The sequence below is a fragment of the Xanthomonas sp. DAR33341 genome (assembly GCF_003992815.1).
Lineage (GTDB): Bacteria > Pseudomonadota > Gammaproteobacteria > Xanthomonadales > Xanthomonadaceae > Xanthomonas > Xanthomonas cissicola.
The window spans coordinates 33,014-57,498 of sequence record NZ_QEYV01000012.1 but is presented as its reverse complement, the minus strand read 5'-3'; the positions used below and the strand labels follow the sequence as shown (position 1 = coordinate 57,498).

General features: G+C 65.2%; 20 protein-coding genes and 1 tRNA gene. 14 read left to right on the top strand and 7 right to left on the bottom strand.

The window, feature by feature from the left end; genetic code table 11:
- Positions 1–341: 341 nt before the first annotated feature.
- Positions 342–2,759 carry an HrpF/NolX family T3SS translocon protein gene (locus EO156_RS02235; RefSeq protein ID WP_016850043.1) on the top strand — a complete coding sequence of 806 codons (2,418 nt, stop codon included), beginning with the start codon at positions 342–344 and terminating at the stop codon, positions 2,757–2,759.
- Positions 2,760–3,615: 856 nt separating this feature from the next.
- On the top strand, positions 3,616–5,259 hold the full coding sequence (xopAE, locus tag EO156_RS02225) for a type III secretion system effector XopAE (RefSeq protein WP_080683271.1): 1,644 nt from the start codon (positions 3,616–3,618) through the stop codon (positions 5,257–5,259).
- 410 nt (positions 5,260–5,669) lie between these two features.
- Here xopAE and EO156_RS02220 read toward each other — a convergent pair.
- Positions 5,670–5,746: transfer RNA gene (locus EO156_RS02220), tRNA-Arg, on the bottom strand.
- Positions 5,747–6,220: 474 nt separating this feature from the next.
- Between EO156_RS02220 and ubiA the strand changes: the two genes are divergently transcribed.
- The gene (gene ubiA, locus EO156_RS02210) at positions 6,221–7,126 is read left to right on the top strand and encodes a 4-hydroxybenzoate octaprenyltransferase (RefSeq protein WP_011050286.1); all 906 of its coding nucleotides are present in this window, start codon (positions 6,221–6,223) and stop codon (positions 7,124–7,126) included.
- A gap of 250 nt (positions 7,127–7,376) precedes the next feature.
- Here the strand turns inward: ubiA and EO156_RS02205 are convergent, their stop codons facing one another.
- Positions 7,377–8,102, bottom strand: a complete 726-nt coding sequence (locus EO156_RS02205; RefSeq protein ID WP_029827882.1) for an amidophosphoribosyltransferase — start codon at positions 8,100–8,102, stop codon at positions 7,377–7,379.
- 49 nt (positions 8,103–8,151) lie between these two features.
- Between EO156_RS02205 and bioB the strand changes: the two genes are divergently transcribed.
- From bioB to lpxO, 7 genes are all read left to right on the top strand, one after another.
- Entirely contained in the window at positions 8,152–9,186 is a 1,035-nt protein-coding gene (gene bioB, locus EO156_RS02200; protein ID WP_005920040.1) for a biotin synthase BioB, read from the top strand.
- Positions 9,110–10,483 (top strand): 8-amino-7-oxononanoate synthase, encoded by a 1,374-nt coding sequence (gene bioF / locus EO156_RS02195; protein WP_016850190.1) that lies wholly within the window; start codon positions 9,110–9,112, stop codon positions 10,481–10,483. Before bioB ends, bioF begins: the two co-directional genes overlap by 77 nt.
- Before the next feature lie 191 nt (positions 10,484–10,674).
- Positions 10,675–11,049: a hypothetical protein gene (locus tag EO156_RS02190; protein ID WP_003485712.1), complete on the top strand. Its 375-nt coding sequence runs from the start codon at positions 10,675–10,677 to the stop codon at positions 11,047–11,049.
- A gap of 100 nt (positions 11,050–11,149) precedes the next feature.
- Positions 11,150–11,911 carry a pimeloyl-ACP methyl ester esterase BioH gene (bioH, locus tag EO156_RS02185; protein WP_016851553.1) on the top strand — a complete coding sequence of 254 codons (762 nt, stop codon included), beginning with the start codon at positions 11,150–11,152 and terminating at the stop codon, positions 11,909–11,911.
- A 44-nt stretch (positions 11,912–11,955) separates the two neighbouring features.
- The gene (locus tag EO156_RS02180; RefSeq protein WP_016851554.1) at positions 11,956–12,738 is read left to right on the top strand and encodes an SDR family oxidoreductase; all 783 of its coding nucleotides are present in this window, start codon (positions 11,956–11,958) and stop codon (positions 12,736–12,738) included.
- Positions 12,739–12,805: 67 nt separating this feature from the next.
- Positions 12,806–13,690: a malonyl-ACP O-methyltransferase BioC gene (bioC, locus tag EO156_RS02175; protein WP_016851555.1), complete on the top strand. Its 885-nt coding sequence runs from the start codon at positions 12,806–12,808 to the stop codon at positions 13,688–13,690.
- Positions 13,691–13,938: 248 nt separating this feature from the next.
- Positions 13,939–14,844 carry a lipid A hydroxylase LpxO gene (gene lpxO / locus EO156_RS02170; protein WP_003485707.1) on the top strand — a complete coding sequence of 302 codons (906 nt, stop codon included), beginning with the start codon at positions 13,939–13,941 and terminating at the stop codon, positions 14,842–14,844.
- A gap of 110 nt (positions 14,845–14,954) precedes the next feature.
- Here lpxO and EO156_RS02165 read toward each other — a convergent pair whose 3' ends face one another.
- From EO156_RS02165 to EO156_RS02155, 3 genes are read right to left on the bottom strand one after another with little or no spacing between them, the layout of a single operon-like run.
- Entirely contained in the window at positions 14,955–15,374 is a 420-nt protein-coding gene (locus EO156_RS02165; protein WP_016851557.1) for a ketosteroid isomerase-related protein, read from the bottom strand.
- A gap of 42 nt (positions 15,375–15,416) precedes the next feature.
- On the bottom strand, positions 15,417–16,034 hold the full coding sequence (locus EO156_RS02160; RefSeq protein ID WP_005920033.1) for a YdcF family protein: 618 nt from the start codon (positions 16,032–16,034) through the stop codon (positions 15,417–15,419).
- The gene (locus EO156_RS02155; RefSeq protein WP_029827869.1) at positions 16,019–16,978 is read right to left on the bottom strand and encodes a pyridoxal-phosphate dependent enzyme; all 960 of its coding nucleotides are present in this window, start codon (positions 16,976–16,978) and stop codon (positions 16,019–16,021) included. Before EO156_RS02155 ends, EO156_RS02160 begins: the two co-directional genes overlap by 16 nt.
- Positions 16,979–17,134: 156 nt before the next feature.
- Here EO156_RS02155 and EO156_RS02150 point away from each other — a divergent pair, with 156 nt between their 5' ends.
- The 3 genes from EO156_RS02150 (at position 17,135) to EO156_RS02140 (ending at position 21,002) form a co-directional block, all read left to right on the top strand.
- Entirely contained in the window at positions 17,135–17,608 is a 474-nt protein-coding gene (locus EO156_RS02150; protein WP_003485699.1) for a hypothetical protein, read from the top strand.
- Between the two features lie 571 nt (positions 17,609–18,179).
- Complete coding sequence (gene mnmG, locus EO156_RS02145; protein WP_029827866.1) at positions 18,180–20,084, top strand: tRNA uridine-5-carboxymethylaminomethyl(34) synthesis enzyme MnmG; 1,905 nt, start codon at positions 18,180–18,182, stop codon at positions 20,082–20,084.
- A gap of 237 nt (positions 20,085–20,321) precedes the next feature.
- Positions 20,322–21,002, top strand: a complete 681-nt coding sequence (locus EO156_RS02140; RefSeq protein WP_026006799.1) for a DUF2490 domain-containing protein — start codon at positions 20,322–20,324, stop codon at positions 21,000–21,002.
- Positions 21,003–21,302: 300 nt separating this feature from the next.
- Here the strand turns inward: EO156_RS02140 and EO156_RS02135 are convergent, their stop codons facing one another.
- Both EO156_RS02135 and EO156_RS02130 read right to left on the bottom strand, forming a co-directional pair.
- Positions 21,303–22,271, bottom strand: a complete 969-nt coding sequence (locus EO156_RS02135; protein ID WP_011050277.1) for an alpha/beta hydrolase — start codon at positions 22,269–22,271, stop codon at positions 21,303–21,305.
- Between the two features lie 270 nt (positions 22,272–22,541).
- Complete coding sequence (locus EO156_RS02130) at positions 22,542–23,402, bottom strand: PA4780 family RIO1-like protein kinase (protein WP_005912751.1); 861 nt, start codon at positions 23,400–23,402, stop codon at positions 22,542–22,544.
- 148 nt (positions 23,403–23,550) lie between these two features.
- Between EO156_RS02130 and EO156_RS02125 the strand changes: the two genes are divergently transcribed.
- Complete coding sequence (locus EO156_RS02125; RefSeq protein WP_016848874.1) at positions 23,551–24,411, top strand: IclR family transcriptional regulator C-terminal domain-containing protein; 861 nt, start codon at positions 23,551–23,553, stop codon at positions 24,409–24,411.
- Positions 24,412–24,485 lie beyond the last annotated feature (74 nt).

Sequence of the window (24,485 nt, the reverse complement as noted above, 5' to 3'; positions counted from 1 at the left end):
AAATTCCATCTGGAGCAGCCGAATAATCCGGACAATCCTCATGACATGCATTCTTGGCACTCATCGGTTTGCAACGCCGTATCAACCCGATAGTCATGATGGGACAGGCCACAGCAGGAGCACTCGTCTGTCGGGCAGCTGCGCGCGAACGAGCAGCCCCTGAATAGGGCATCGACGCACCGATTTTTGCGCTTTTTTCGCCAAAATAGTTCGTCGATCAGGGTGCCCATCGCGCAGATTGGCAACATACGGCTACACCGCATGGGCGCACCCGTGCGGCCGTATAAGAGAAAGCTTATACGCAGGTGCTCTGCCAATTCTGCCATTGCGAGGCCGCCCATATGTCGCTCAATACACTTTCTACCGGGAGCAACCCCAGCCAATTGCTGGGCACTCCTCTAAATGAGTCCGATTCGTCGGAGCTGTTGGGGTCGGATTCTTCCAAGGATGACTCCGATCTGCCGTCGACGATGGACGACATCTTTCTGCTGATCTACCAGCTGCTGGCAGCCCTCCAAACCAACGCGCCAACGAGTACATCAGGCAACGGGTCAGCCGATGCACCAACAAGCGCGCCAAGCGGTGATGCCAGCACCCCGGCTTCTGCATCGGACGATCAAGCCAACCAGCCGATCGAGAAGCGCACCTCGTGGCCATCGCTGGGCTACGACTTCGATCCCAAGGACATCAAGGGTAAGGACGCGCCACCAGCATTGGAGGGCTCAACGGTCACCTGGAACGGTGGCACGCTCACACCATCGGAGCTGCAGATCGTTTCGACCTTGAATGCCCACAAGGATCAGATGCCGCTCGAATACAAAAATCTCGATGACAAGATCAACGACCCTTCCACGCCCGCCGACCTGAAGGCCGCATTGCAGGGACTGAAGCAGGACCCGCGCTTGTTCTTTGCGATCGGTTCGCAGGGAGACGGCAAGTGCGGCGGCAAGATCAAGGCGCAGGATCTCTGGGATTTCTCCGATTCGCATCCGCAGGTCAAGGCGATGGGCGGGAAGAACGACCAGTTCAACCCCAAGGACATCAAGGGATCGACGCCACCTCCCGCCGTCGATGGCTCATCGGTCACCTGGGATGGTGGAACGCTCACCCAGAATGAGCTGGAAATCGTCAGTACGCTCAATCGCCATAAGGATCAGTGCCCACTCAAGTGGTCCGATCTGGATGCAAAGATCAACGACCCGTCGACACCACCGGATCTGAAGAAGGCATTGACGGACTTGCAGTCGGACCCGCGGCTGTTCTTCGCGATCGGCTCGCAAGGTGATGGCAAGTGCGGCGGCAAGATCAAAGACGGCGATCTCGGCAAGTTCGTCTCCCACCATGCGCAGGTCGCCGAGTACGCCGACAAGCAAGCAAAGAGCTACACACAGAACTACGTGGCCTCGGACAGCCCGGACAAGACCAAGGCGTCGGTAATGAACGAGAGCGATGCCATGCGTGAGCTGTACCGCTATTCGGACTATCTGCCGGACGATCTGAATCAGGATACCTTCAAGTCTCTGGTGGATGGCGAAAGCAGCACCAAGAAATGTCCGCCGCAGGTCATCGCTGCCGCACAGTATTTTCGTGATCATCCCGACCAGTGGAAAGCGCTGGCAGGAGACTCCGGCTCGATGAGCAAACCGGACTTCCTGCAGAAAGCCAGCTCCGAGATTCACCTGACGGCGGACGAGCGGAAGACGCTGGACACCATCAACAGTCATCAAGACGCTTTTTACGGCGATGGCAAGGAAGTGACCCGCGACAAGCTCGACTCCATTTCCAAGGACGACAAGGCCGACCCCGCGGTGAAAGAGGCCGCGACGCAGTTGTTGAGCGATCCGTTGCTGTTCGGGTTGTTGAACAACTCGATCACCGGCTACAAGAAGCCACATCGCTTCTTCGGGGGTGGTCATGTCGTCGACTCGGGCAAGATCAGCCAGGACGATTTCCGGCGGTTCTACGACAACATGAGCGCAGCCAACAAGACCGTGGACAAGCCGGTCACGCACGATGCCAGCTCGGCCGAGCAGCAAAAGGCCGTCTCGGACATGCTGATGGGCAAGGACGATCCGCCCGCGATCAAGAAGCCCAAAAAAGACGTCGGCGTGTTCCAGGAGGGCTTGCACGAGTTCCTCAAGTGGGACAGCAAGATCCTGGACTGGATGTCCGTTGGCCTCAGCGCATTGAATGGGATTCCCATCATCGGCGAAATTACCGATGCGGCGTCGATTGCATTGGAAAGCGAGGCGCAGGCGGCGCAGGTGGTCGACACCGCGATTCAAGGTGGCGACATGTCGCTTGCCTTGAAGCTGGCCGGCATCAATATGGCCGGAGCAGTGGTTGGAGCAGTCGGCGGACCCACGGCCAGAATCGGAGCCAAGGCGGTCGCCAAAGGAGTCGCCGAAGCCGCGGCCAAGGGAACAGCTGAGGGTGCGGCCAAGGGAACTGCCAAGGGCGTGGCCAAAGGTGCGGGTAGAACGGCGGCCGAACGGCCGAGCGCCGCGAAGTTCGCAAAAGGCTATGTCGGCGGCACTGCCATCAGTAAATCGGTTGAAATTCTCAAGACGCCCGTCTTGGCGGGCTTGCATTACGAAGAATATCAACTGGACAAGCAGAAAGAAGGAGAGATCCACCAGAAGATGGAAAACGCCGGCGGCATCCCGATGGGTAAGCAGATTGTTCCCACGAACGTTGCCAACAATTTCGAGGGAGACCTGCGACAGAACCTGAGGAATATCAGAGTGCGTCGTAGATAACGCGCATGCCACAGCGACATTTGCGTTAGACGTCCTGCAGCCGGCGTTGGTGCTCGTGAACGTGGGCGTTGCGGCAACGCCGGTCGATCCGCCACGACGTGCTGCGGGGTCGCGCTGCGATGATGGGTTGCGGTTCGCTTGGCAACCTTCGTATGAACGTGCCTCTAGGTGCCTGGAGGCACGTTCCGGCGCCGCTGCAGCCGTAATGTGCCTGCGGGCGATTAAGTGACCGGATGCCGGAGGCTGTCCCGGGAGCATCAACATCCTTGCAATGAAGACGGTCGACACGCGTGGATCCTGAGTCGCGAACGATGTGGCGCACCACCTGATCGGTCCCCTGTTGCCCTCGTGTGTTTCACGCTGAAAACCGATTAAATCGAACCTCGAACCATTTACCGCTTTCGGTGAGCAGATACGCAGCACGGCTGCGCCCTTGGACATAAGCGTCTGATTCGCCAGGCGATACAACCTCTTCGCTTTGGTGCAGTGATGACAGTCGCATCGCAGTAGCCTGCATTCCGGAACGCTGCAGCCAGCCGACTACGCAGGAGATACCTCCATGTTCAATATAAATCGCTTACTGCGCTCTCGTCCGCGAACGGACACTGCCGATCAAGCACCGGCTGAAGACAGGCCTTCACATCAGCCTTCGGCCGCAGAGGGCTTGCTGAGCCCTCTGCTCGCGCGGCCGCGGCGGCGCGAAAGCGCGTCGGCGCCTAGAAACGCGGGGCAAAGGAGCCCTTTCCGATCGCCTCTGCGTGCGTCGGGCCAGCCGGCTGCACTCGCGGGAGCCTCTTCTGCGCCACCGCGCAGCATCGAGCACGACATCGACGATTGGCTTGCGCAAAGCCTACCGATGGCAGAGAGGGTTCGAACGGGCTACAACCTGCACGACGGGCAGAGAGATACGTCGCGGGAAGTACTGCAAAGCGTCGCAGATGCAATCCGCCGTGCAGCGACTCGCCATAGCACCGAGCTTGTCCTCGACTACGGCCTGCCTGCCACGACGCTGCCTGACGTGATCGGCCGGCTCGACGCGCTACAGAAATTGACGCTGCTCCATACCGGGCTCCAATCGCTGCCAGACAGCCTGGGGCAGCTGCACCAGCTCCGCCATTTGCAGATCGCTGGCGCGCTGGGCCTGAAAACGCTGCCACCCTCGTTGACGCGCCTGTCCAATCTCAGAACCCTTCAATTGACGATGATCCCGTTGGACGAATTGCCCGTAGGCATTGGCCGCATGCAGGGTCTGCGCAGCCTCACGCTAGGTGGCGGGCACTATGCGCGTCTGCCGGCCAGCATCGTTGAACTGAGCGGATTGACCGAGTTGCGCATGCCGTACTCTTCGCATTTTCGCGAGTTACCTGAGAACATCGGCCTCATGCAGGGGCTCAGGTCGCTGGAGGTGGCATCGAATTCCGAGCTAGAGCAGCTTCCTGGCAGCCTCACCCAGCTGCATCGGCTGGAAAAACTCACCCTGTCGTCCAACCGCCGGCTGGCGCATTTGCCTGAAGACATCGGCCAACTGCGCGGCTTGACGGAACTCTCGCTCAAAAATTGCGCTGCGCTGCGGCAGCTGCCCGACAGCGTGGGGGATCTGGCCCAGCTGCAACTGCTGGACCTGCGCGGCACCGGCCTGCAGACCCTTCCACAGTCGCTGGCACGACTGCCCGCTCAATGCGATATCAAGGTACCGGATCATCTGGCAGGCCAATTGCTGCAAATCCGCGACCCGGAGCGCGCTGCGCGCGAGCCACAGCGCGCGGCACAGCGACTGGCCGAGAGAAGGCGGCGCGCGCCTGTGCCGGCGGCGCAGCAGGCCGGGGCATCGTGGAACCGCATGCCCGAGTTCGCGCGCGTGCTGCGCACTGTCGATGCCGACCTGGGCGAGCGTTTTGACAAGTGGACGCAAGGCTTGGCGCAAACTGCCAGGATCTCCGGCGCATCCATCACGCCGGCCGACATGCCCCTGCTGGACCAGGTGGTGACCGAGGCCATTCGCTCACCCGAATTCCGCAGCAGCTTCGGCCAATTTTTGAGCGACCACACCCTCAAGACGCTCAACATGGATGGCATGACGCAGGTGGGCGGTTTCGGGCCCGCCGTGCGAGGAGACGTCAAAACCGCGTTTGCCGAGATGCTCAAGCACAAGCTCATGCACACGCAGGACCACCAGACTGCACTGGGCCTGCTGCAGGACGCCCTGCAAAATCCAGACTTGGGGCTGTCCAGGGAGATGCTGCTGCGCAGCAGGAATGAACTCACCGGGCGTGTGGAGATGTGGCCGCCATTGAAGGCCTATATTTCCATGCACGATGTGGAGGGACAAGCGGCGCAGGATGCGGCGATCACGTGGACGATGGCGCAGTTCGAAGAAGCGCAGCAGGGTGGCATCGGGGACGCAGAGGCCAAGCAGGAGTCCGAACGTGCGCAGGCCAACGCGAACCGCTTCATCGAGCAGCGGGCCCGTGTACTGCTCAGGGAATGGGACATCCGTTAGGCCCTGGAGACCGGTGATATCGCGCCCGGCACTTTAAACGGCAGGCATGCTGGCGATGTTGATCGCAGAGCTCGGCGGGTGTTTGCCCGCCGAGCCCATGCAGTCTTTATTGGATGCCGGCAACCAGCCAAGCGTCGGCCTGTCTGTTTGATCGCTTCGCTCACGCCGCGGAACCCGTGCATATCCGGAACGCCGCGTTGTTCTCTGTCGTTGAAGCGTTCCATGAAGCCGCTTGACTGCATGGGGCATCTATCCTCTGCGCGTCTGCGTTGAGGGCTGGTGCGCCCATCTGTGGCCCGACCAGTCCGGATGCCAATGGATCCGGATAGACCTTTCGATGTACAGACAACAAAAAACCCCCGATCTCTCGAGGGCTTTTGTTCATCCCAGGACAGGCCTGGAACGGAATGTGGTGCGCCCGGAGGGATTCGAACCCCCGACCAATGGCTTCGGAAGCCACTACTCTATCCGGCTGAGCTACGAGCGCCTGGCCGCGCATTATGCCAGAACAGCCGGCATGCGCGTGATGGGGCCGGGCGGCGCGGGACCTGGGTGAGCCACGGCGTCACTGGAGACGTCATGACCGGCCTCTCGGCCCGGGCAGTCGGTGGGTCGCAACCGGATGTCCAGGTTCGAGCGCACCGGACCCAGACCGTGCAACGGTGTCGCCGTCTCAAGCGGCAGTCTGCAGAACGCAAGCCCGCTCAACGTCCCCAGCCTGACCGTGCGGTTGAGCACGCGCCCGAGCGCGGTCACTGCCGAGCTTGCGTTGTAGCCGCATACCTGCCGCACGCCTGACTGCGCCAACGTCCGGCTTAGCCGCTTGCGACCACGTCGTTCAGGCCAGCCGCACCCGTGAACAGCCTGCCATCGCGGACGCAGGGCTTTCCCAGGATTGCCGCCCGGGCAGCGCCCACCCCGCACATGACCACGGCCAAGCCGCGCTGCTACCCTTTGCCGCATGAGCAAGCATGGTGTCGAACAACTGCCCGCAGCGCGCGCGCTGACGTGGCCGCAGCGATTGGGCCAGTACTGGAAGCTGGTCCGCGGCGACCGCCCGATCGGAAGCCTGCTGCTGCTCTGGCCCACCTGGTGGGCATTGTGGCTGGCCGCCGACGGCCTGCCGCCGCTGTGGACGCTCTTCGTGTTCACCGCCGGGGTGTGGCTGACCCGCTCGGCCGGTTGCGTGATCAACGATTACGCCGACCGCTGGCTGGATCCGCACGTGGAGCGCACCAAATCGCGTCCGCTGGCCACCGGCGCGGTCTCCGGGCGCGAGGCATTATGGGTATTCGTGGCGCTGATGCTGGTGGCCTTCGCGCTGGTGCTCACGCTCAACTGGCTGACCGTGATGCTGAGCGTGCCCGGCGTCTTCCTGGCCGCCAGCTACCCCTATCTCAAGCGCCATACCCACCTGCCGCAGGTCTATCTGGGCATGGCGTTCGGCTGGGGCATCCCGATGGCCTTCGCCGCCGTGCAAGGCAGCGTGCCGTTGCTGGGCTGGCTGCTGTATGCCGCCAACATCCTGTGGGCCACCGCCTACGACACCTGGTACGCCATGGTCGACCGCGACGACGATATCCGCATGGGCAGCAAGTCCACCGCCATCCTGTTCGGCAGATTCGATCTGATCGCGCAAGGCATCCTGTATGCGCTGATGGCCGCGACGCTGGTAATGGTCGGCCTGCGCGCTGATCTCGGCGCTGCGTACTGGGCCGGCCTGGGCGCTGCAGCGCTACTGGTCGCCTACGAATTCCGCATCGCCCGACACCGCGAGCGCGGCCCCTGCTTCCGCGCCTTCCTGCACAACAACTGGGTTGGCCTGGCGATCTTCGTCGGCATCGCAGTGGCGGTGGCAGGGCGTTAGATGCGGGATCGGGGATTGGGGATGGGAAATTCGTCGATTGAAGGTCAGATCTTGAAATTGCGAGCAAGGATTCAAGCCCGCCACCAGCTTCAACTGCTCTATTCCTCAATCTCTTCTGGCCATCCACCCGCCGAAGCCGCATCGCCATCCATCGCGCTGTGCCGTCGGACAAAGAGCCCGTCTCCTGCGGGAGAGAGGCTGGGGCGAGGGTGCGGGCGAAGCCTCGCGCACCCGGCGGCCGCCGGCTAGATCACGGCACCCGCGCGCAGACCCAGGCATCCACCCGTTGAACACCCGCCTTGCGCAAGGCCTTGGCCGCGGCGTGGAGCGTCGCGCCGGTCGTCATCACGTCGTCCACCAAGGCCACATGCGCCGGCAAGGCGCCGCGGACCTCGAACGCATCGCGCAGATTGCGCTGCCGCTTGGCCGCATCCAGTTCGGATTGCGGTGCGGTCGCGCGAACCCGGCGCAGCAACGGCTGGCACGGCAGCTGCAGCGCGCGGCCCAGCGGTCGGGCCAGCTCCAGCGCCTGGTCGTAACCGCGCTGGCGCAGGCGCTGCCGGTGCAGGCTTACCGGCACCAATGCCTGCGGGCGCGGCAGCCCCACGCAGCGCCGGGCCATCAGTTCGCTGAGCAGGCGGCCGGCCGCCAGGTCCTGATGGAACTTGAACCGCCGCAGCAGCCCATCCACCGGCCAGCGATAGGTAAAACAGGCATGCACCCGCTGCAGCGCTGGTGGGTGCTGCAGGCACTGCCCGCACAGCACCACCGCGTCGGAGGCGAACAGCTGCGTGGCGCAGCACAGGCAGGCGTGGCCATGATCGGGCAAGGCGGCGCGACATGCAGGGCATAGATCGCCGTCGGGCGTGCCGGCCTCCGCGCAGACCAGGCACAGGCTCGGCAGCAACAGTCGCAGCACCCGCTGCGGCCATCTGTAAACCGATCGGACCTGATTGAAGTTGACAGTCTCTTGCATGCTCACCAGACTGCCTGGCTTCCAAGCCGCTGACTGTCAGGAAACTCCGATGTCTGTTGTCGTCCGCCATGACTGGGATCGCAAAGAGCTGCAGGCGCTGTTCGATCTGCCGTTTCCGGAGCTGCTGCACCGCGCGGCCAGCGTGCATCGCGCGCACTTCGATCCGGCGCAAGTGCAGGTGTCCACCTTGCTCTCGGTCAAGACCGGCGGCTGCCCGGAAGACTGCGCGTATTGCCCGCAGGCGCAGCGCTACGACACAGGCGTGAGCGCGCAGAAGCTCATGGAGACCGAAGAGGTCGTCGCCAAGGCGCGCCAGGCCAAGGCCGCCGGCGCCTCGCGCTTCTGCATGGGCGCCGCCTGGCGCTCGCCCAAGGAGCGCGACATTCCCAAGGTGGCCGCCATGATCCGCGAGGTGAAGGCCATGGGCCTGGAAACCTGCGCCACGCTCGGCATGCTCGACGCCGGCCAGGCGCGTGCGCTCAAGGACGCCGGGCTGGACTACTACAACCACAATCTGGACACCGCGCCGGATTACTACGACTCGATCATCCACACCCGCCAGTATCAGGACCGCCTGAACACGCTGGAGCATGTGCGCGATGTCGGCCTGAAGACCTGCTGCGGCGGCATCGTCGGCATGGGCGAAACCCGCGAACACCGCATCGGCCTGCTGCTGGCGCTGGCCACGCTGCCGGCGCATCCGGATTCGGTGCCGATCAACCAGCTGGTGCAGGTACCCGGTACTCCGCTGCACGGCACCCAGCAGCTGGATCCGTTCGAGTTCGTGCGCATGATCGCCGTTGCCCGTATCGCCATGCCGAAATCGATGGTGCGCCTGTCCGCCGGCCGCGAGACGATGAGCGACGAACTGCAGGCGCTGTGCTTCCTGGCCGGTGCCAATTCGATTTTCTACGGCGAAAAACTGCTCACCACCGGCAACCCGGACACCGAGCGCGACCAGGCCCTGTTCCAGCGCCTGGGCCTGCGCCCGATGCAGGTCACCGTCGATGCGGCCGAGCACGATCACCCCGGCACCGTCCATGCGGAGATCACCCGTAGCGCGGCCTGCGAGCACGCCGCCTGACCCGGCACCGGGCACCGGTCGTCGGTGGCGGCTGGGCGCCCTGAGCCCGGCACGCTACGCTATCCGGCCTTCCCTGCCGTTGAACGCCCCCATGGCTCGCCCCGATCTGCACGAACGGATTTCGTCGCTGCGTAAATTGCGCGTGGCCCAGGAACGGGTGCGGGTGCGACGGCAGGTGGGCCGGCGCGACGGCGTGCGGCTGGAGATCGACGGCCGTTGGCTGACCGGTTTCTGTTCCAACGACTACCTGGGCTTGTCGCAACAGTTCGAAGTAGTCGCCGCGCTGCAGGATGCCGCTGCCCGCGATGGTGCCGGCGCCACCGCCTCGCATCTGATCTGCGGGCACCACACCGCGCACGAAACATTGGAACGCGAAATCGCCGAATGGCTGGGCTATCCGTCGGCGTTGCTGTTCGGCAGCGGCTTCATCGCCAACCTGGCCGTGCAACAGGCGTTGCTCAGCGAAGAAGACGATGTCTGCGTGCAGGACCGGCTCAATCACGCCAGCCTGCTCGATGCCACGCGGCTGGCCGGTTGCCGGTTGCGGCGCTATCCGCACATGGATGTGGAAGGCGCGATGCGCCAGCTCAAGGGCGCGCCCGAAGGCGCGGCGATGCTGGCCACAGACGGCGTTTTCAGCATGGACGGCGATGTCGCGCCGCTGCGCGCCTTGAGCCTGGTGGCACGCATGCAGCAAGCGCTGTTCTATGTGGACGACGCGCACGGTGTTGGCGTGCTCGGTCCGCAAGGACGCGGTTGCGTCGCCGATGCCGGGTTGGGCGTGGCCGAAGTGCCGTTGCAGTTGGTCACCCTGGGCAAGGCGCTCGGTGGCTACGGCGCGGTGGTGGTGGGCGAAGAGGCGTTGGTGCGCCATCTGGCCGAAACTGCGCGCCCCTACATCTACACCACTGCATTGCCGCCGGCGCAGGTCGCGGCCACCCTGGCGGCCGTGCGCCTGGCGCGGCGCGACGATTGGCGGCGTGCGCGCCTGGTCGAATTGATCGGTGCGTTCCGCGATGGCGCGCGCAAGCACGGCTTCGAACTGATGGCCTCCGACACGCCGATCCAGCCGCTGCTATGCGGCGAGGAAGCAACCGTGATGGCGATGTCGGCTGCGCTCGAACACGCAGGTTTCATGGTTGGTGCCATTCGTCCGCCCACCGTGCCCGAAGGCAAGGCGCGCTTGCGCGTCACCTTGTCTGCGCTGCATACGCAGCAGCAGGTGCAGGCACTGATCGAGGCCATCGTGCAGGCGCGCGATGTGGTCAGTCGGCAGCCGCTGCGTGCCTCTGCCTGAGGCGAGTGGCAGCGCGTGGCTGGCCTGCACGCAGACACGCGCGGGCCACTCAGCCAATGCAGCGATCGCACGACGCACCTGCGTGGCAGGCGACCACGGCGCGCTGACCGTGCATTGCGCGATGGTTTGCCTGCATTGGACCAGCCGTGCAACCGGTGCGTGCCGGTATCCGATCGCACCCCGGCACTGACATGTCACGCGCGACACCAGGCACAGCCACGGCGGCGCAACGTCGCGTGTGGGAAGCGTTGTCGCGGCTGTACCTGGACAGCGACAGTTGCGACGACGACGGCATCGCACGCGTCCTGGCTGCCTCGCCCTTCGCCCTGGAACAGTTGCGCACGATGTTGTTGTACGAGGTGCACCCGGTGCTGATCGGCAATCTGCGCAGCGTGGCCGGCGTCTGGGACGGCTTCGATCCCGACTGGCTGGCGGCGGCGATCCAGGTGCGGCGCGCACGGCGCCGGCACTGGCCGGCGCGCTGGCGCTGGTGCGGCCATGCGCGTGCGCAGTGGGCGTTGCTGGCCCCGAGAATCCTCGCACTGCGTGCAGCCGCCACGCATTGACGCCAGGACCCTGCACCCAACATCGGATCTGCGTGCATCCAATCACCAGCGCGTATCCCGCGATGCGTGCCGGCACGCCACAATCGGCGACAATGCGCGCATGCATATCGATGTCATCGGCCACGGGCCTGCGCTGGTTCTCCTGCACGGCTGGGCACTGCACGGCGGCGTGTTCGCACCGCTGGTGGAGCGCCTGGCGCCGCACTATCAATTGCATCTGGTCGACCTGCCCGGGCACGGCTTCAGTCGCGACGACAGCACACCGCTGGCCTTGCCCTATGTGGTTGCAGAAATTGCGGCCGCCACACCGCCCGCGGTATGGCTGGGCTGGTCGCTGGGCGGGCTGTTTGCGCTGCATGCGGCCGCCACCCTGCCGCAGGTGCGTGGGTTGGCGATGATTGCCGCCACGCCGCGTTTCGTGCGTGGCAGCGATTGGCCGAGTGCCGTCCAGCGCGAGGTGTTCGTGCAATTCGGCGTGGAGTTGTCGCGCGACTATCGCGGCACGCTGGAGCGTTTTCTTGCGCTGGACACGCTCGGCTCGGCGCATGCACGCAGCGAACTGCGCAGCCTGCGCGAGACGCTGACCGCGCGCGGCGAACCGGCACCGGAAGCGTTGCAGCAAGGGCTCACCCTGCTCGAACGCACCGATCTGCGCCGCACCTTGCCGCAGCTCGCACGCCCCAGCCTGTGGATCGCCGGGCAACGCGATCGCCTGGTGCCTGCCGCCGGCATGCATGCCGCCGCCGCGCTCAGCCCGCACGCGCAGGCGCTCACCATTGCCGGCGGTGGTCACGCGCCGTTTCTTGGTCATGCAGATCAGGTGAGCGAGGCACTGCAACGCTTCGTTGCGTCCGTGCCATGAGCCGATCGTCGATCATGCGACATCGCTGATCGAGGGACACTCGCATGGATCTGGGAATCGCTGGCCGCTGGGCGTTGGTCTGCGCCGCAAGCAAAGGGCTGGGTCTGGGCTGCGCACGTGCATTGGCCGGCGAAGGCGTCAATGTGGTGATCGCCGCGCGCGGCCGTGAGGCACTGGAGCACGCCGCCGATGCCTTGCGCGCATTGCCCGGCTCTGGCGAAGTGCGCAGCGTGGTTGCCGATATCGCCACGCCGGAAGGGCGCAGCGCCGCACTCGCGGCCTGCCCGCAGGTCGACATCCTGATCAACAACGCGGGCGGCCCGCCGCCAGGCGATTTCCGCCAGTGGGAACGCGCCGACTGGTTGCGCGCGCTGGACGCCAACATGCTGGCGCCGATCGAACTGATCCGCGCCACCGTCGATGGCATGCGCGCACGCCGCTTCGGCCGCATCGTCAACATCACCTCCAGCGCGGTGAAGGCGCCGATCGACATCCTTGGCCTGTCCAATGGCGCGCGCGCCGGCCTCACCGGCTTCGTCGCCGGGCTTGCGCGCAGCACCGTGGCCGACAACGTCACCATCAACAACCTGTTGCCTGGGCAGTTCGCCACCGACCGCCTGCGCGGCAACTTCGCCGCCATCGCGCAGCAACAGGGCAGCAGTGCCGACAAGGTCGCCGAACGCAAGCGTGCGGGCATTCCGGCGGCGCGTTTTGGCGAGCCGGACGAGTTCGGTGCGGCTTGCGCCTTTCTGTGCAGCGCGCAGGCCGGCTATATCACCGGACAGAATCTGTTGATCGATGGCGGCAGCTATCCCGGCACGTTCTAGCGTGGCGTCGTCGCGCACCACGCATCGATTCCCTCCGCCCTAGCCCTGGGGCGACAATAGCGGCGCCATGACCAGTACTTTCGACCCCCGCCACGTCCGGCGCGCCTTTGCGCGTGCCGCCAGTACCTATACCGCCGCAGCCGCACTTCAACGCGAAGCGGAAACCCGCCTGCTCGAATCGCTCGACTACCTGGGCGAGCAGGTGCCCAAGGTGGCGCTGGATGTCGGCGCCGGCCCCGGCCATGCCAGCGCTGCAATCAAGAAGCGCTGGCCCAAGGCGCAGGTCATCGCGCTGGATCAGGCCATGCCGATGCTGCGCCAGGCGCGCAAGGCCGCGGGCTGGTGGAAGCCGTTTACGCAGGTGTGCGCCGATGCGCGCGCGCTACCGGTCGCCGACGGCAGCGTGGATATGATCTTCAGCAATCTATGCCTGCAGTGGGTGGAAGACCTGCCGACCGTGTTCGCCGGTTTCCGCCGCGCGTTGCGCCCGGGTGGGCTGCTGCTGTGCTCCACCTTCGGCCCGGAAACACTGATCGAATTGCGCGATGCCTTTGCGCAGAGCGACCCGGCCCCGCACGTCAGCCGCTTTCCGCCGATCGCACAATTCGGCGATGCCCTGCTGATGTCCGGGTTCCGCGACCCGGTGCTGGACCGCGACCTGTTCACCCTGACCTACAACGATCTGCCCGCGCTGATGCGCGAACTGCGTGCGATGGGGGCAACCAATGCACTCAGCAACCGCCGTGCCACCTTGACCGGACGCGGTCGCTTCGCGGCCGCCAGCGCTGCCTACGAACCGCTGCGGCGGCCGGACGGCACCCTGCCCAGCTCCTGGGAGGTGATCTACGCCCATGCCTGGGCACCGGCGCCGGGCGCGCCCATCCGCGAACACGGGCATGACGTCGCCAGCGTGCCGGTCAGCGCCATCCCGATCCGCCGCCGCATCGACTGAGCGGCGGTACAGAACGTTGGTCGTCGCGCATCCACTGCCGGTGAGACACAGAGTATTGCGCCCCCGCTCATGCTCACCTGTCAGGCTCGGCGGAGACACTTGCTAGAATTCTGAAGTTAACGGCCGCACTTCCCTGTTGCGACTCAGCTTGTTCGATGGTGGCTACCGACACGACGCAGCAGTGCTGCGTGCGCTGCTTGGCAGCCACTTTCACGTTTGCGTCCCCCCGCTCCCAATCGGCCTCCCCCATGTTGAAGTGGCTCCTCATCGCGTTGTTCATCGCATCGGCGCTCTACATCCATTGCCGCGGTCGCGTGCGGCACCGGCTCAGCCGGCAGTTGCTGGACCATTCCACCTTCATGGCCCCCATCAACACGCTGATGTACCTGTGTTCGCGGGTGCCGACGACGCCATTCATCGACCCGGGCAAGGAATTTCCCGAGCTGGCGCCGCTGCGCGCCAGCTGGCCACTGATCCGCGACGAAGCGGTGGCGTTGCAACAGATGCAGAAGATCCGCGCTGCTGAAGGCTATACCGACATCGGCTTCAATTCGTTCTTCCGGCGTGGCTGGAAGCGCTTCTATCTGAAGTGGTACGGCACCGCGCATCCGTCGGCAGCCGAATTGTGTCCGCAGACCACCGCCTTGCTGAAGTCCATTCCCACGGTCAAGGCAGCGATGTTCGCCGAGCTGCCGCCGGGCAGCGAACTACGCCCGCACCGCGACCCGTTCGCCGGCTCCATGCGCCTGCACCTGGGCCTGGCCACACCCAACGACGACCGTTGCTTCATCGACGTCGACGGGCAACGCCACAGCTGGCGCGATGGCGAGTGGACCATGTTCGATGAAACCTACATCCACTACGCGCGCAACGACACCGACCAGGACCGCATCATCCTGTTTTGCGATATCGAACGCCCGATGCGTTGGCGCTGGGCGGCTGCGGTGAACCGCTTCGTCGGCCGCAGCCTGCTCTCGGCCGGCGCCTCGCCCAATCAGGAAGGCGACAAGACCGGCGGCATCAATCGCGTGTTCCGCTATTTCTACGCCGCACGCCTCAAGGCCAAGGCGCTGAAGGAACGCAACAACCCGCTGTACCAGGTGCTCAAGTGGGGCATCTTCATCCTGGTGGTGGTCGGAATCGTGCTGCTGTAACCCTCGCCCACCCACCTAGGAACGCACTTGGCGCGACCAGGCATTGCCGGTAACGCCTCATCGCGCCCAGGTGCGCCCCTACGCAGCGCTGGCCGATGCGGTCGATGTGCTCAGCGCGATACCTGCGCAATCCATTCCTGCAGGTTGTAGTAGTTGGTCACGCGGGTGATCTTGTCGCCGCGCACGTCGAAGAACGCACCGCCCACCAGCATATAGGTCTGCCCGGTGGCCTCCGGCAGGCCTTCGTCGGTGGTGTGATAGACGCCATGCACCACGTACTCGGCGCCGACCCGGGTGCCATCGTCGTTGGCGATGACGACCACATCGCGCAATTGCTCGCGGTAACTGTCGTTCATGCGCTGCAGGAATGCGGCAAATTCGTTGCGGCCGATTTCGCGTGGACCTTGGTTGAGGTCATGGGCGACGTCCTCGGCCAGAAACGCCAACATGCCGTCCCAGTCGCCACGGTTGAATGCTGCGTAGTAGGCCTGGACCAGGCCGATGGCGTGTTGCCGATGGGTCTCGCTCATGCTCGAACCTGCCGCTGGGAAAGCCGCGTCATAGGCCTGCGGTCACGACCCTTGCACCACCAGATCGCGGTGGAAGTAATACACCTCCTGCAACAGGAAGCGCCAGCTGGTGTGGAAGCTGCGAAAACGCGTGCTCGGCGTGGACGAGGCCAGCGCGTCGATACCCAGTTCCTGGCTCAGTCGCAGCGCACGCGCCATGTGCAGTGGGTCGCTGACGATGATCGCCCGATGCAGGCCGTGCCGCTCCATCAGCGTGCGCGCCTGTTCCAGGTTCTGCCGGGTGGTGCGCGAGGTGGTCTCGATCACGATGGCGTCCGGCGGGATGCCGTGGCGCAGCGCGTAGCGTCGTGCTACCTGCGATTCGGCAAAGCGCGCACCGTTGCCGAAGCCGCCGGTGAACAACAGCCGCGGCGCATAGCCCTGCGCGTATAGATCCAGTGCGTGCCGGATGCGTTCTTCGAACACCGGCGAAGGGCGCGCATCGTAGGCGGCCGCACCCAGCACGATGATCACATCGGCCGGCGCGGCCTGATCGCGGTCGCCGATCCACACGATCCAGCCTGCCACGGCCACCAGCCAGATCAGCGCCAGCATGCACAACCGCCAGCCCCAGCCCCACAGGCCGAGCCCGCGTGAGCGCCTGCTCACGCCGCGACCCAAGGCAAGGCGTCCAGATCGACATTGCCGCCGGACAGGATCAGCCCCACTCGCCGCCCGGCAAACCGTGCCGGCTGGGCCAGGACCGCAGCCAGGGCGATCGCCGAAGACGGCTCGACCACTTGCTTGAGCAACTGCCAGACCAGCCGCATGGCCTGCACCACCGCGGCATCGTCCACCGTGATCACCTGCGCACCGGCGCGCTGCAGCACGGCGAAGTTGGGCGCGCCCAAGGTGCCGCGCAGGCCGTCGCAAATGGTGTCCGACACGAAATCGACCAGCCGCTGCCCGGCCGCCAGCGAACGCGCGGTGTCGGCTGCGCCGGCAGGCTCGGCCAGCACCAGCTCGCAGTCCGGCGACGCCTGCAGCGCCAGTGCGGCACCGGCCGCCAGCCCACCACCGCCGACCGGCGCCACCAGCACATCCAGCCCGCCGCTCTGGTGCAGCAACTCCAGCGTGGCGGTGCCCTGCCCGGCGATCACTGCACGATCGGTATACGGGTGCACCAGCGTGGCGCCGCTGCCGGCCTGCACCTCGGCGCACATCTGTTCCCGCGCCGCGATGGTCGGCGCGCAACGCCACAACGTGGCGCCGTTCCGGGAGATATTGGCGAGCTTGGCCGCCACCGCGCCCTCGGGCACCACCACGTGGCAGCCGATGCCGCGCGTGCGTGCGGCAAGCGCCAGCGCCGCGCCGTGGTTGCCGGATGAATGCGTGACCACACCGCGCGCAGCCAGCGCGTCCGGCAGCGACCACACGGCATTGCAGGCACCGCGGAACTTGAATGCGCCACTGCGCTGCAGATGCTCGGCCTTGAAGAACAACTGCGCACTGCTGAGCGCGTCCAGGCTGTGCGATGTCAGCAACGGTGTCGGCGCGCAGTGCGGCGCGATCCGCGCAGCGGCTTGCAGGACGTCGGAATGGGCAAGGGGGACCGTCTCGATCATGCCTGCAAGATTAACGTATCGCCTCCTCTTCACGGGTCGCACGCCTACCGCCGCGCATGCTGGATCGATGACAAAGCGTCGCAATGCCGCACAATTAAGGACCGATTCAATGCATCGGTTCGACAGTGGCACCATGGTTGCAGGAGGGCACCATCCATGAAATTCCGTCTGATCTTCGCCGCCGGGCTGTTGGCCCTGGGCGGCTGCGCAACCTACGACTACACCGGCGGTGGGTCGGGCGGCTATTACCGTGGTGCGCCTGCCGTGCAGTATCGCTATCCGCCCGGCTACTCCCCGTATTTCTACGGCAACCCGTACGGTCTGCCGTATGGCTATGGCGCCGGGTCGATCGGCCTGTACGACTACCCGGTGTACCCGGTTTATCGTGGTGGTGGCGGCTACTACTACCGGCAGTACGATCGCCGTCCGCAGTACCGTCCGCCGCGCCCGAACGGCTCGTTCAACAACGGGCCGCGCCCCGGCGGCTCGCGGCCGCAACAACCCAACCGCCCTCCGGCAACCGGCGCACCGCCGTCGCGGCCGCCACCGCGTATCGGCGCACCGCCGCGGGTCATTCGCGAGATCCAGCGGCAAACCGCACCGCGTACTACACGCGAACAGATTCCGTAGGACGCTGACTGCGACCTGGCCCACACTTGGCGATATTGGGGGCTTGCGTTCAGCTGACGATTGGCTGCAAGCTAGGTGCTCTGTGTGACCCGCCACGTCATTTTTTGACCGGGCCAGCCCCACTGAATGACTTATGTCGATGTCCGACAGGGAAATCTGGATCCCCCCTGTTCCGGCCCTGTCGGATATCGGCGCCTACAACACAGAAAGCCCCGGCATGCCGGGGCTTTCTGTTTTTGTTCGATGTTGCCGAGCAGGCGCTGCAGCGCAGGGGGCGCATGCGCAAACTCGCAGGAATCATAAAAAATAAGGGCCGGCAGTCCCCCGACTACCGACCCTTACGCTACCCCATCGCACGCGCGGCTGGCCCCTGTTCCAATTCCAGCCTTTGCGCCCATGTCGCAATGCCACGACGGGTGCAGTAGGGATATCCGCACGAAACATGCCAACTTGAGGGTCACGTGCTGGAAATGTGATTTGAATCACATTTTCTACCGAACAAGTGACCTGGCCCGCCCTTCAGCCGATACTTCCGCGGCCGTTTTCCCTTTTCCGCTCCTGGTCCACGCTCATGTCCGACTCCTTTTATCGCTACGACGTCATCGTGATCGGAGGTGGTCATGCCGGCACCGAGGCCGCCCTTGCGTCTGCACGCGCAGGCGCGCGCACCTTGCTGCTTACCCACAACATCGAGACGGTGGGGGCGATGAGCTGTAACCCGGCCATCGGCGGGATCGGCAAGGGCCACCTGGTCAAGGAGATCGACGCACTCGGCGGGGCGATGGCACGCGCAGCGGATCTGGCCGGCATCCAGTGGCGCACGCTCAACGCCTCCAAGGGGCCGGCAGTGCGTGCCACGCGCTGCCAGGCCGACCGCAACCTGTACCGCACTGCGATCCGCTGCATCGTCGAGGCCCAGCCCAACCTGACCGTTTTCCAGGCGGCCGTGGACGATCTGATCATTCATCACGGCGCCAGCGAAGCCGACAGCGTGCGTGGGGTCATCACCCAGACCGGACTGCGTTTCCAAGCGCCTTCGGTGGTGCTGACGGCCGGCACGTTCCTGGCCGGCAAGATCCATGTCGGCCAAACGCAGTACGCGGCCGGGCGCATGGGCGATCCGCCGGCCACCACGCTGGCCGCGCGCCTGCGCGAGCGCCCGTTCGCGATCGACCGGCTCAAGACCGGCACCCCGCCGCGGATCGACGGGCGCACCCTCGATTACGGCGTGATGGCCGAGCAGCCCGGCGACGACCCATTGCCGGTGATGTCGTTCATGGGCCAGGTCAGCGACCATCCGCGCCAGGTCAGCTGCTGGATCACCCAGACCACCGAGCAAACCCACGAGCTCATTCGCAACGCGCTGCATCGCTCGCCGCTGTATTCGGGGCAGATCGAAGGCATCGGCCCGCGCTACTGCCCGTCGATCGAAGACAAGGTGGTGCGTTTTGCCGAGAAGACCAGCCACCAGATCTTCGTCGAACCCGAAGGCCTGGAAGTGGCCGAGATCTATCCCAACGGTATTTCCACCTCGCTGCCGTTCGATGTGCAGCTGGCGCTGGTGCGCTCGATCCACGGCTTTGCGAACGCGCACATCACCCGCCCCGGCTACGCCATCGAGTACGACTTCTTCGACCCGCGCGGGCTCAAGGCCTCGCTGGAGACCAAGGCGGTTGGCGGGCTGTTCTTCGCCGGGCAGATCAACGGGACCACCGGTTACGAAGAGGCGGCCGCCCAGGGTCTGCTCGCCGGGCTCAACGCAGCGCGCCACGTGCAGGGGCTGCCGGCGTGGTCGCCGCGCCGCGATGAGGCCTACCTGGGCGTGCTGGTGGACGATCTCATTACCCACGGCACCACCGAGCCGTACCGCATGTTCACCAGCCGCGCCGAATACCGATTGCAGCTGCGCGAGGACAATGCCGATGCGCGCCTGACCGGCGTCGGGCGTGCGATGGGCCTGGTGGACGACGCGCGCTGGGCGCGCTTTGCCGCTAAGCAGGAGGCCGTGCAACGCGAAACGGCGCGGCTGTCTGCACTGTGGGCCACACCGGGCAATGCGCTGGGCCGCGAGGTGGCCGACGCGCTGGGCGTGACGGTCAGCCGCGAAACCAACGTGCTGGATCTGATCAAGCGCCCGGAACTCACCTACGCCACCTTGATGCGCGTGCCGGCACTGGGCCCGGGCGTGGACGATGCGCAGGTGGCCGAGCAGGTCGAGATCAGCGTCAAGTACGCCGGTTATCTGGATCGCCAGCGAGACGATATCGCGCGTCAGCAACGTCACGAAACCACGCCGATCCCGGACGGTTTCGATTACGCCAGCGTGCGCGGCCTGTCGATCGAAGTGCAGCAGAAACTCGAACGCGTGCGCCCCCAGCACATCGGTCAGGCACAACGGATTCCCGGCATGACCCCGGCGGCGATCTCGCTGCTGCTGGTGCATCTGGAGCGCGCGCGACGCAGCCAAGTGGCGTGATCGACGCGACGGCCCTGCCCGTCGCCAGTGATCGTTGGCATCCATCCCTCTGACGACAGCGGGCGACCGCGCCGGTCATCGCGACACGATGGCGTGTCCCGATTTGCGAACACGCGGGCGAGCAAAGGCGACCTGAGCCGACCCAACGGTCGAAGCGGGCTCGAGCGTTATTGCTATGATTTGCCAACTGACGACATATTTCGACACATGAACGTATCCAGCACGTTATTGCCGGCGATGTTCCGCAGCGTCTGCGCTCTGCTGCTATCGACAGTGGCATGCAGTTGGCCGGCACATGCCAAGACCGAAGAAGACGGGCGTTACTGGCTGAGCGTCTACGCGCAAGGCAAGCTGCCGGTCGAAAACCTGTACTGGAGCATGGATGTCCATCCGCGCTGGCGCGAGGAAGGCGAACAGTTCGATCAACTGATCTTGCGCCCTGCCGTGTTCTACCGGCTCAATCCCAAGGCCAGTGTCTGGATGGGTTACGACACCATCATCAGCCATCCGGCCGGGCAGCCATCCAACCGCGAAAATCGCTGGTGGGGGCAATTTCAATATCAATTCGATCCGATCGCCGATATCACCATTACCAGCCGCACGCGCCTGGAACAGCGTCACCGCGAAGGCTTCAGCGATGAAGGGTATCGCGTGCGGCAAATGATCCGCGCGGTGCGCCCCAGCGGGTTCAGTCCGCAATTGTCGTGGGTGGCCTTCAACGAAGTGTTCGTCAATCTGGATCAGACCCGATGGGGCGCGCAACGCGGTCTCGATCAGAATCGGGTATTCGTCGGCATCAACTGGAAATTCAATGCCATTGCCAACGCCGATGTCGGTTACCTGAATCAGTTCGTCAACACGCGTGCGGTGGATCGGGAAAACCACGTCTTGATGACCACGTTCCGCTTCAATTTCTGAACACCGCGTGCGCGTGGCCCAGTTGCAGGGCGAGGTTGAAGGCAGTGCGTTTCAATCGACGCCGGACGCCATGCTGGGCGATTCGACAAGACCTGCGCGTTGCCAACGAGCAGCCGATGACAACCATGACAGTCCACGTGGTGCGCAGCGCCGTCGGCGCCGGCATACGGGCAGGCGCATGCCTGCATCCAGGTCTTCTTGTCGCAGGGCGCACAGGCATGCGGTGCCACACGCACCGAAGCTGCAGCGATACCGCCAGGGTTGCGGCAGCGCGAGCCTCGGCACGGCTGCCGCAGGTCGTCAGGCGGCCCTGCGTTCGATCGCCGGCAGCAGGCGCTGGCGTAGCGTCAGTGCCGCCAGGTCCAGCGTTTCACCGGCGGCACGCAAGACGCTGCCCATGTTGATGAAGCCGTGGATCATGCCCGGGAAGCTATGCAGGGTGACTTCCACTCCTGCCGCACGCAGGCGCTCGGCATAGGCGCGGCCTTCGTCGTAGAGCATGTCGCGGTCGCAGACCACGACCAGCGCAGGCGCAACGCCGGCGACATCCGGCGCCAGCATCGGCGAGACACGCCAGTCGTTGGCCACTGCCATATCCGGCAGCAGATGGCGGTTGAAGAATTCCACCGCTGCCGCAGTCAACGGCGGCAGGCCGGCGTTGAGCGAGCGCGATGGATACAAGCCGCTGTCCTGGCGCGCGTCGGTCAGCGGATAGACCAGCAGCTGGCAACGCAAGGCGATTCCGGCATCGCGCGCGGCCAGTGCGGCAACCGCGGCCATGGCGCCGCCGATACTGTCGCCGCAGACGGCAAGGCGCTGCACATCGGCGCCGACCGTGTCCGGGTGCGCAACCAGCCAATGCAAGGTCGCGATGACATCTTCCACACCGGCCGGCGCCGGGTGCTCGGGGGCCAGACGGTAATGGATCGCCAGCACCTGACAGCCAGCGCGCGCTGCCAATTGCCGACACACATCGTCATGGGACTCCAGATCGCCGACCAGACCGCCGCCGCCGTGCACGTATAGGCAGGTCGGGGCTGGGCCGGTTGCGAGCCCCGTAGGGCGATACACGCGCAAAGGCACTGCACCGGTAGCGGCATCGGCCTGCAGATCGCGTACCTCGGCCATCTCGAGGCGCTGGAAACCGAACTGCGCGCCCACCGCGCGCATCATCGCGCGCGCGCCTTCGATCGGCAGGGTGTCCATGGGCGGCTGCGCCGCCTCTTGAAGCTGGGCGAACAGGCGCACGACATCAGGATCAAACGACATGACGAACTCTCCGATAAGCAGTTGTCGAGCTTGCCAGATTGTTATGAATCATCACTATTCACATCGTTAACTAGTGTTAACGGATTGACCGGCTGGCCGGGCATGCATGCGAAAAGCCCAGGATTGCCGGGAAAATAGGCGACCACACGTGGATCGGCCGCTTGGCAACGGTGCAGGTACGGCAGCCCGCGCGTTGAATTTGCTGCGCTGCATCGCGACCACTGCGCTGCTAAGGACCTGACAGCTGGCGCAGCGGCCTGTTGGCAATTGCTAATCGTTGTCTTCGGCAGCGGCTTCGCGGCCTTGCTGGCGAATGAGGTTTTCCTGGCGCGCATCTTCGATCGAGGCACGGACGGCGCGTACATCGGCGCGGCGGGTGTCGAATTTGAAGCGCCCGGTGAGCGCGCTGTCCGGGCGCAGTTCGCCCTTTTCGAACAGCGCCCACATCTCTTCGCCGTAATGGGTGTCCAGCAGCTCGGGCGCGAAACGGCCAAGGCAATCGCGCAGGTTGTGCACGTCGCGCAGCAGCATGTCGCGCGCGGCATTGTTGCCGGCGGCGCTGACCACCTGCGGAAAGTCGATCACTACCGGGCCATCGGGCGAAACCAGCACGTTGTATTCGGACAGATCGCCGTGCACCAGGCCCAGCGACAGCATCTTGACCACATCGCCGATCAGGCTGGCATGGAAGGCGCGCGCCTGATCGGGCTCCAGTTCCACTTCGCCCAGCCGCGGTGCGCTGTGACCGGCGTCATCGGTGACCAGATCCATCAGCAGCACGCCGTGGAAGTAACCGCGCGGCTTGGGCACATGCACGCCGGCATCCACCAGTTGATAGAGCGCATCGGCTTCGGTGTTCTTCCAGGCGGTCTCAGCTTCCTTGCGGCCGAACTTGGTGGCCTTGCCCATCGCGCGCGCCTGACGGCTGCCACGCACCTTGCGGCCTTCCTGGTACTGCACGCGCGCCTGGAAACTGCGTTGCGCCATGTCCTTGTAGACCTTGGCGCACAGGATCTCGGCGCCTGCGCTCACCACGTAGACGGATGCTTCCTTGCCGCTCTTCAGTGGTCGCAACACTTCGTCGATGACGCCGTCGTCGATCAGCGGCTGCAGGCCGTTGGGGGTTTTCATGGACTAAGAGCACCGATCCGTCACAAACCAGCGGCGATTATGCGGCAAGCAGGGTGAAGCGCTTACATGCCCACGCACAGAGTGTGAGCCGGGGCATGCCATGGCGCGAGCGCTTACCATGCACGGACCTGTCCGCTGCCGCATTCCTATGCCCGAGCCCGCCTCCAGCCGCCGCAAACGTCCCGCCGCCGTGGTTGCGGCCGGCAGCGATCGCGGCCTGCCGCATGAGCTGATGCAGCAGATCGCCGCCGCCCAGGGCGATCCGGACTTCATGACCTCGCTGGGGCGCGGGCTGGTGGTACTGAGCGTGTTCGCGCAGCACGCGCGCGAAGTGACGATGTCGCAGATCAGCCTGGAAACCGGCATTTCGCGCGCGGCTGTTCGGCGCGTGCTGCATACGCTGGCCAAGCTCGGCTATGTGGGCGAGCAAGGACGTGGCTACGTGTTGCTGCCGCGCGTGCTGGGAATCGGCGGCGCGTACGCGGCGTCTTCATCGATGACCGCGGCCGCGCAGCCGGTCCTGGACGGGCTGCGCGACCAGTTGCACGAATCGTGTTCGCTGGGCGTGCTGGATGGCGACGACCTGTTGTACGTGGCGCGATCGGAAACGGTGCGCATCATGTCGATCGGGCTGCGCCCCGGCACGCGGCTGCCGGCCTACTGCACCTCGATGGGCCGCGTGTTGCTGGCCGCCCTGCCCGGCGACACCTTGCAGGCGTATCTGGAACGTACCACCTTGCGTCCGCGGACCGACCGCACGGTGACCCAGGCCTCGGCACTGCTGGAGGTGCTGGCGCGCACGCGCCGCGAAGGCATGTGCCTGACCGATCAGGAACTGGAAATCGGCCTGCGCTCGGTCGCCGTGCCGGTGCGCAACCTGCGCGGCGAGGTGATCGCCGCGCTCAACATCGGCGCCCAGGCCGGGCGGGTGAGCCTGCAGACGATGCAGACGCAGTTGCTGGAACCGCTGAAGCAGGCGGCGCAACGGCTGGGAACCTTGCTGAGCTAGAGCGCGACAAGGCGGCTGACGGAGCATGCAGCCTGCGCTTGCGCTGCGTGAGCTGGCAGTACAGCGATGGGTGC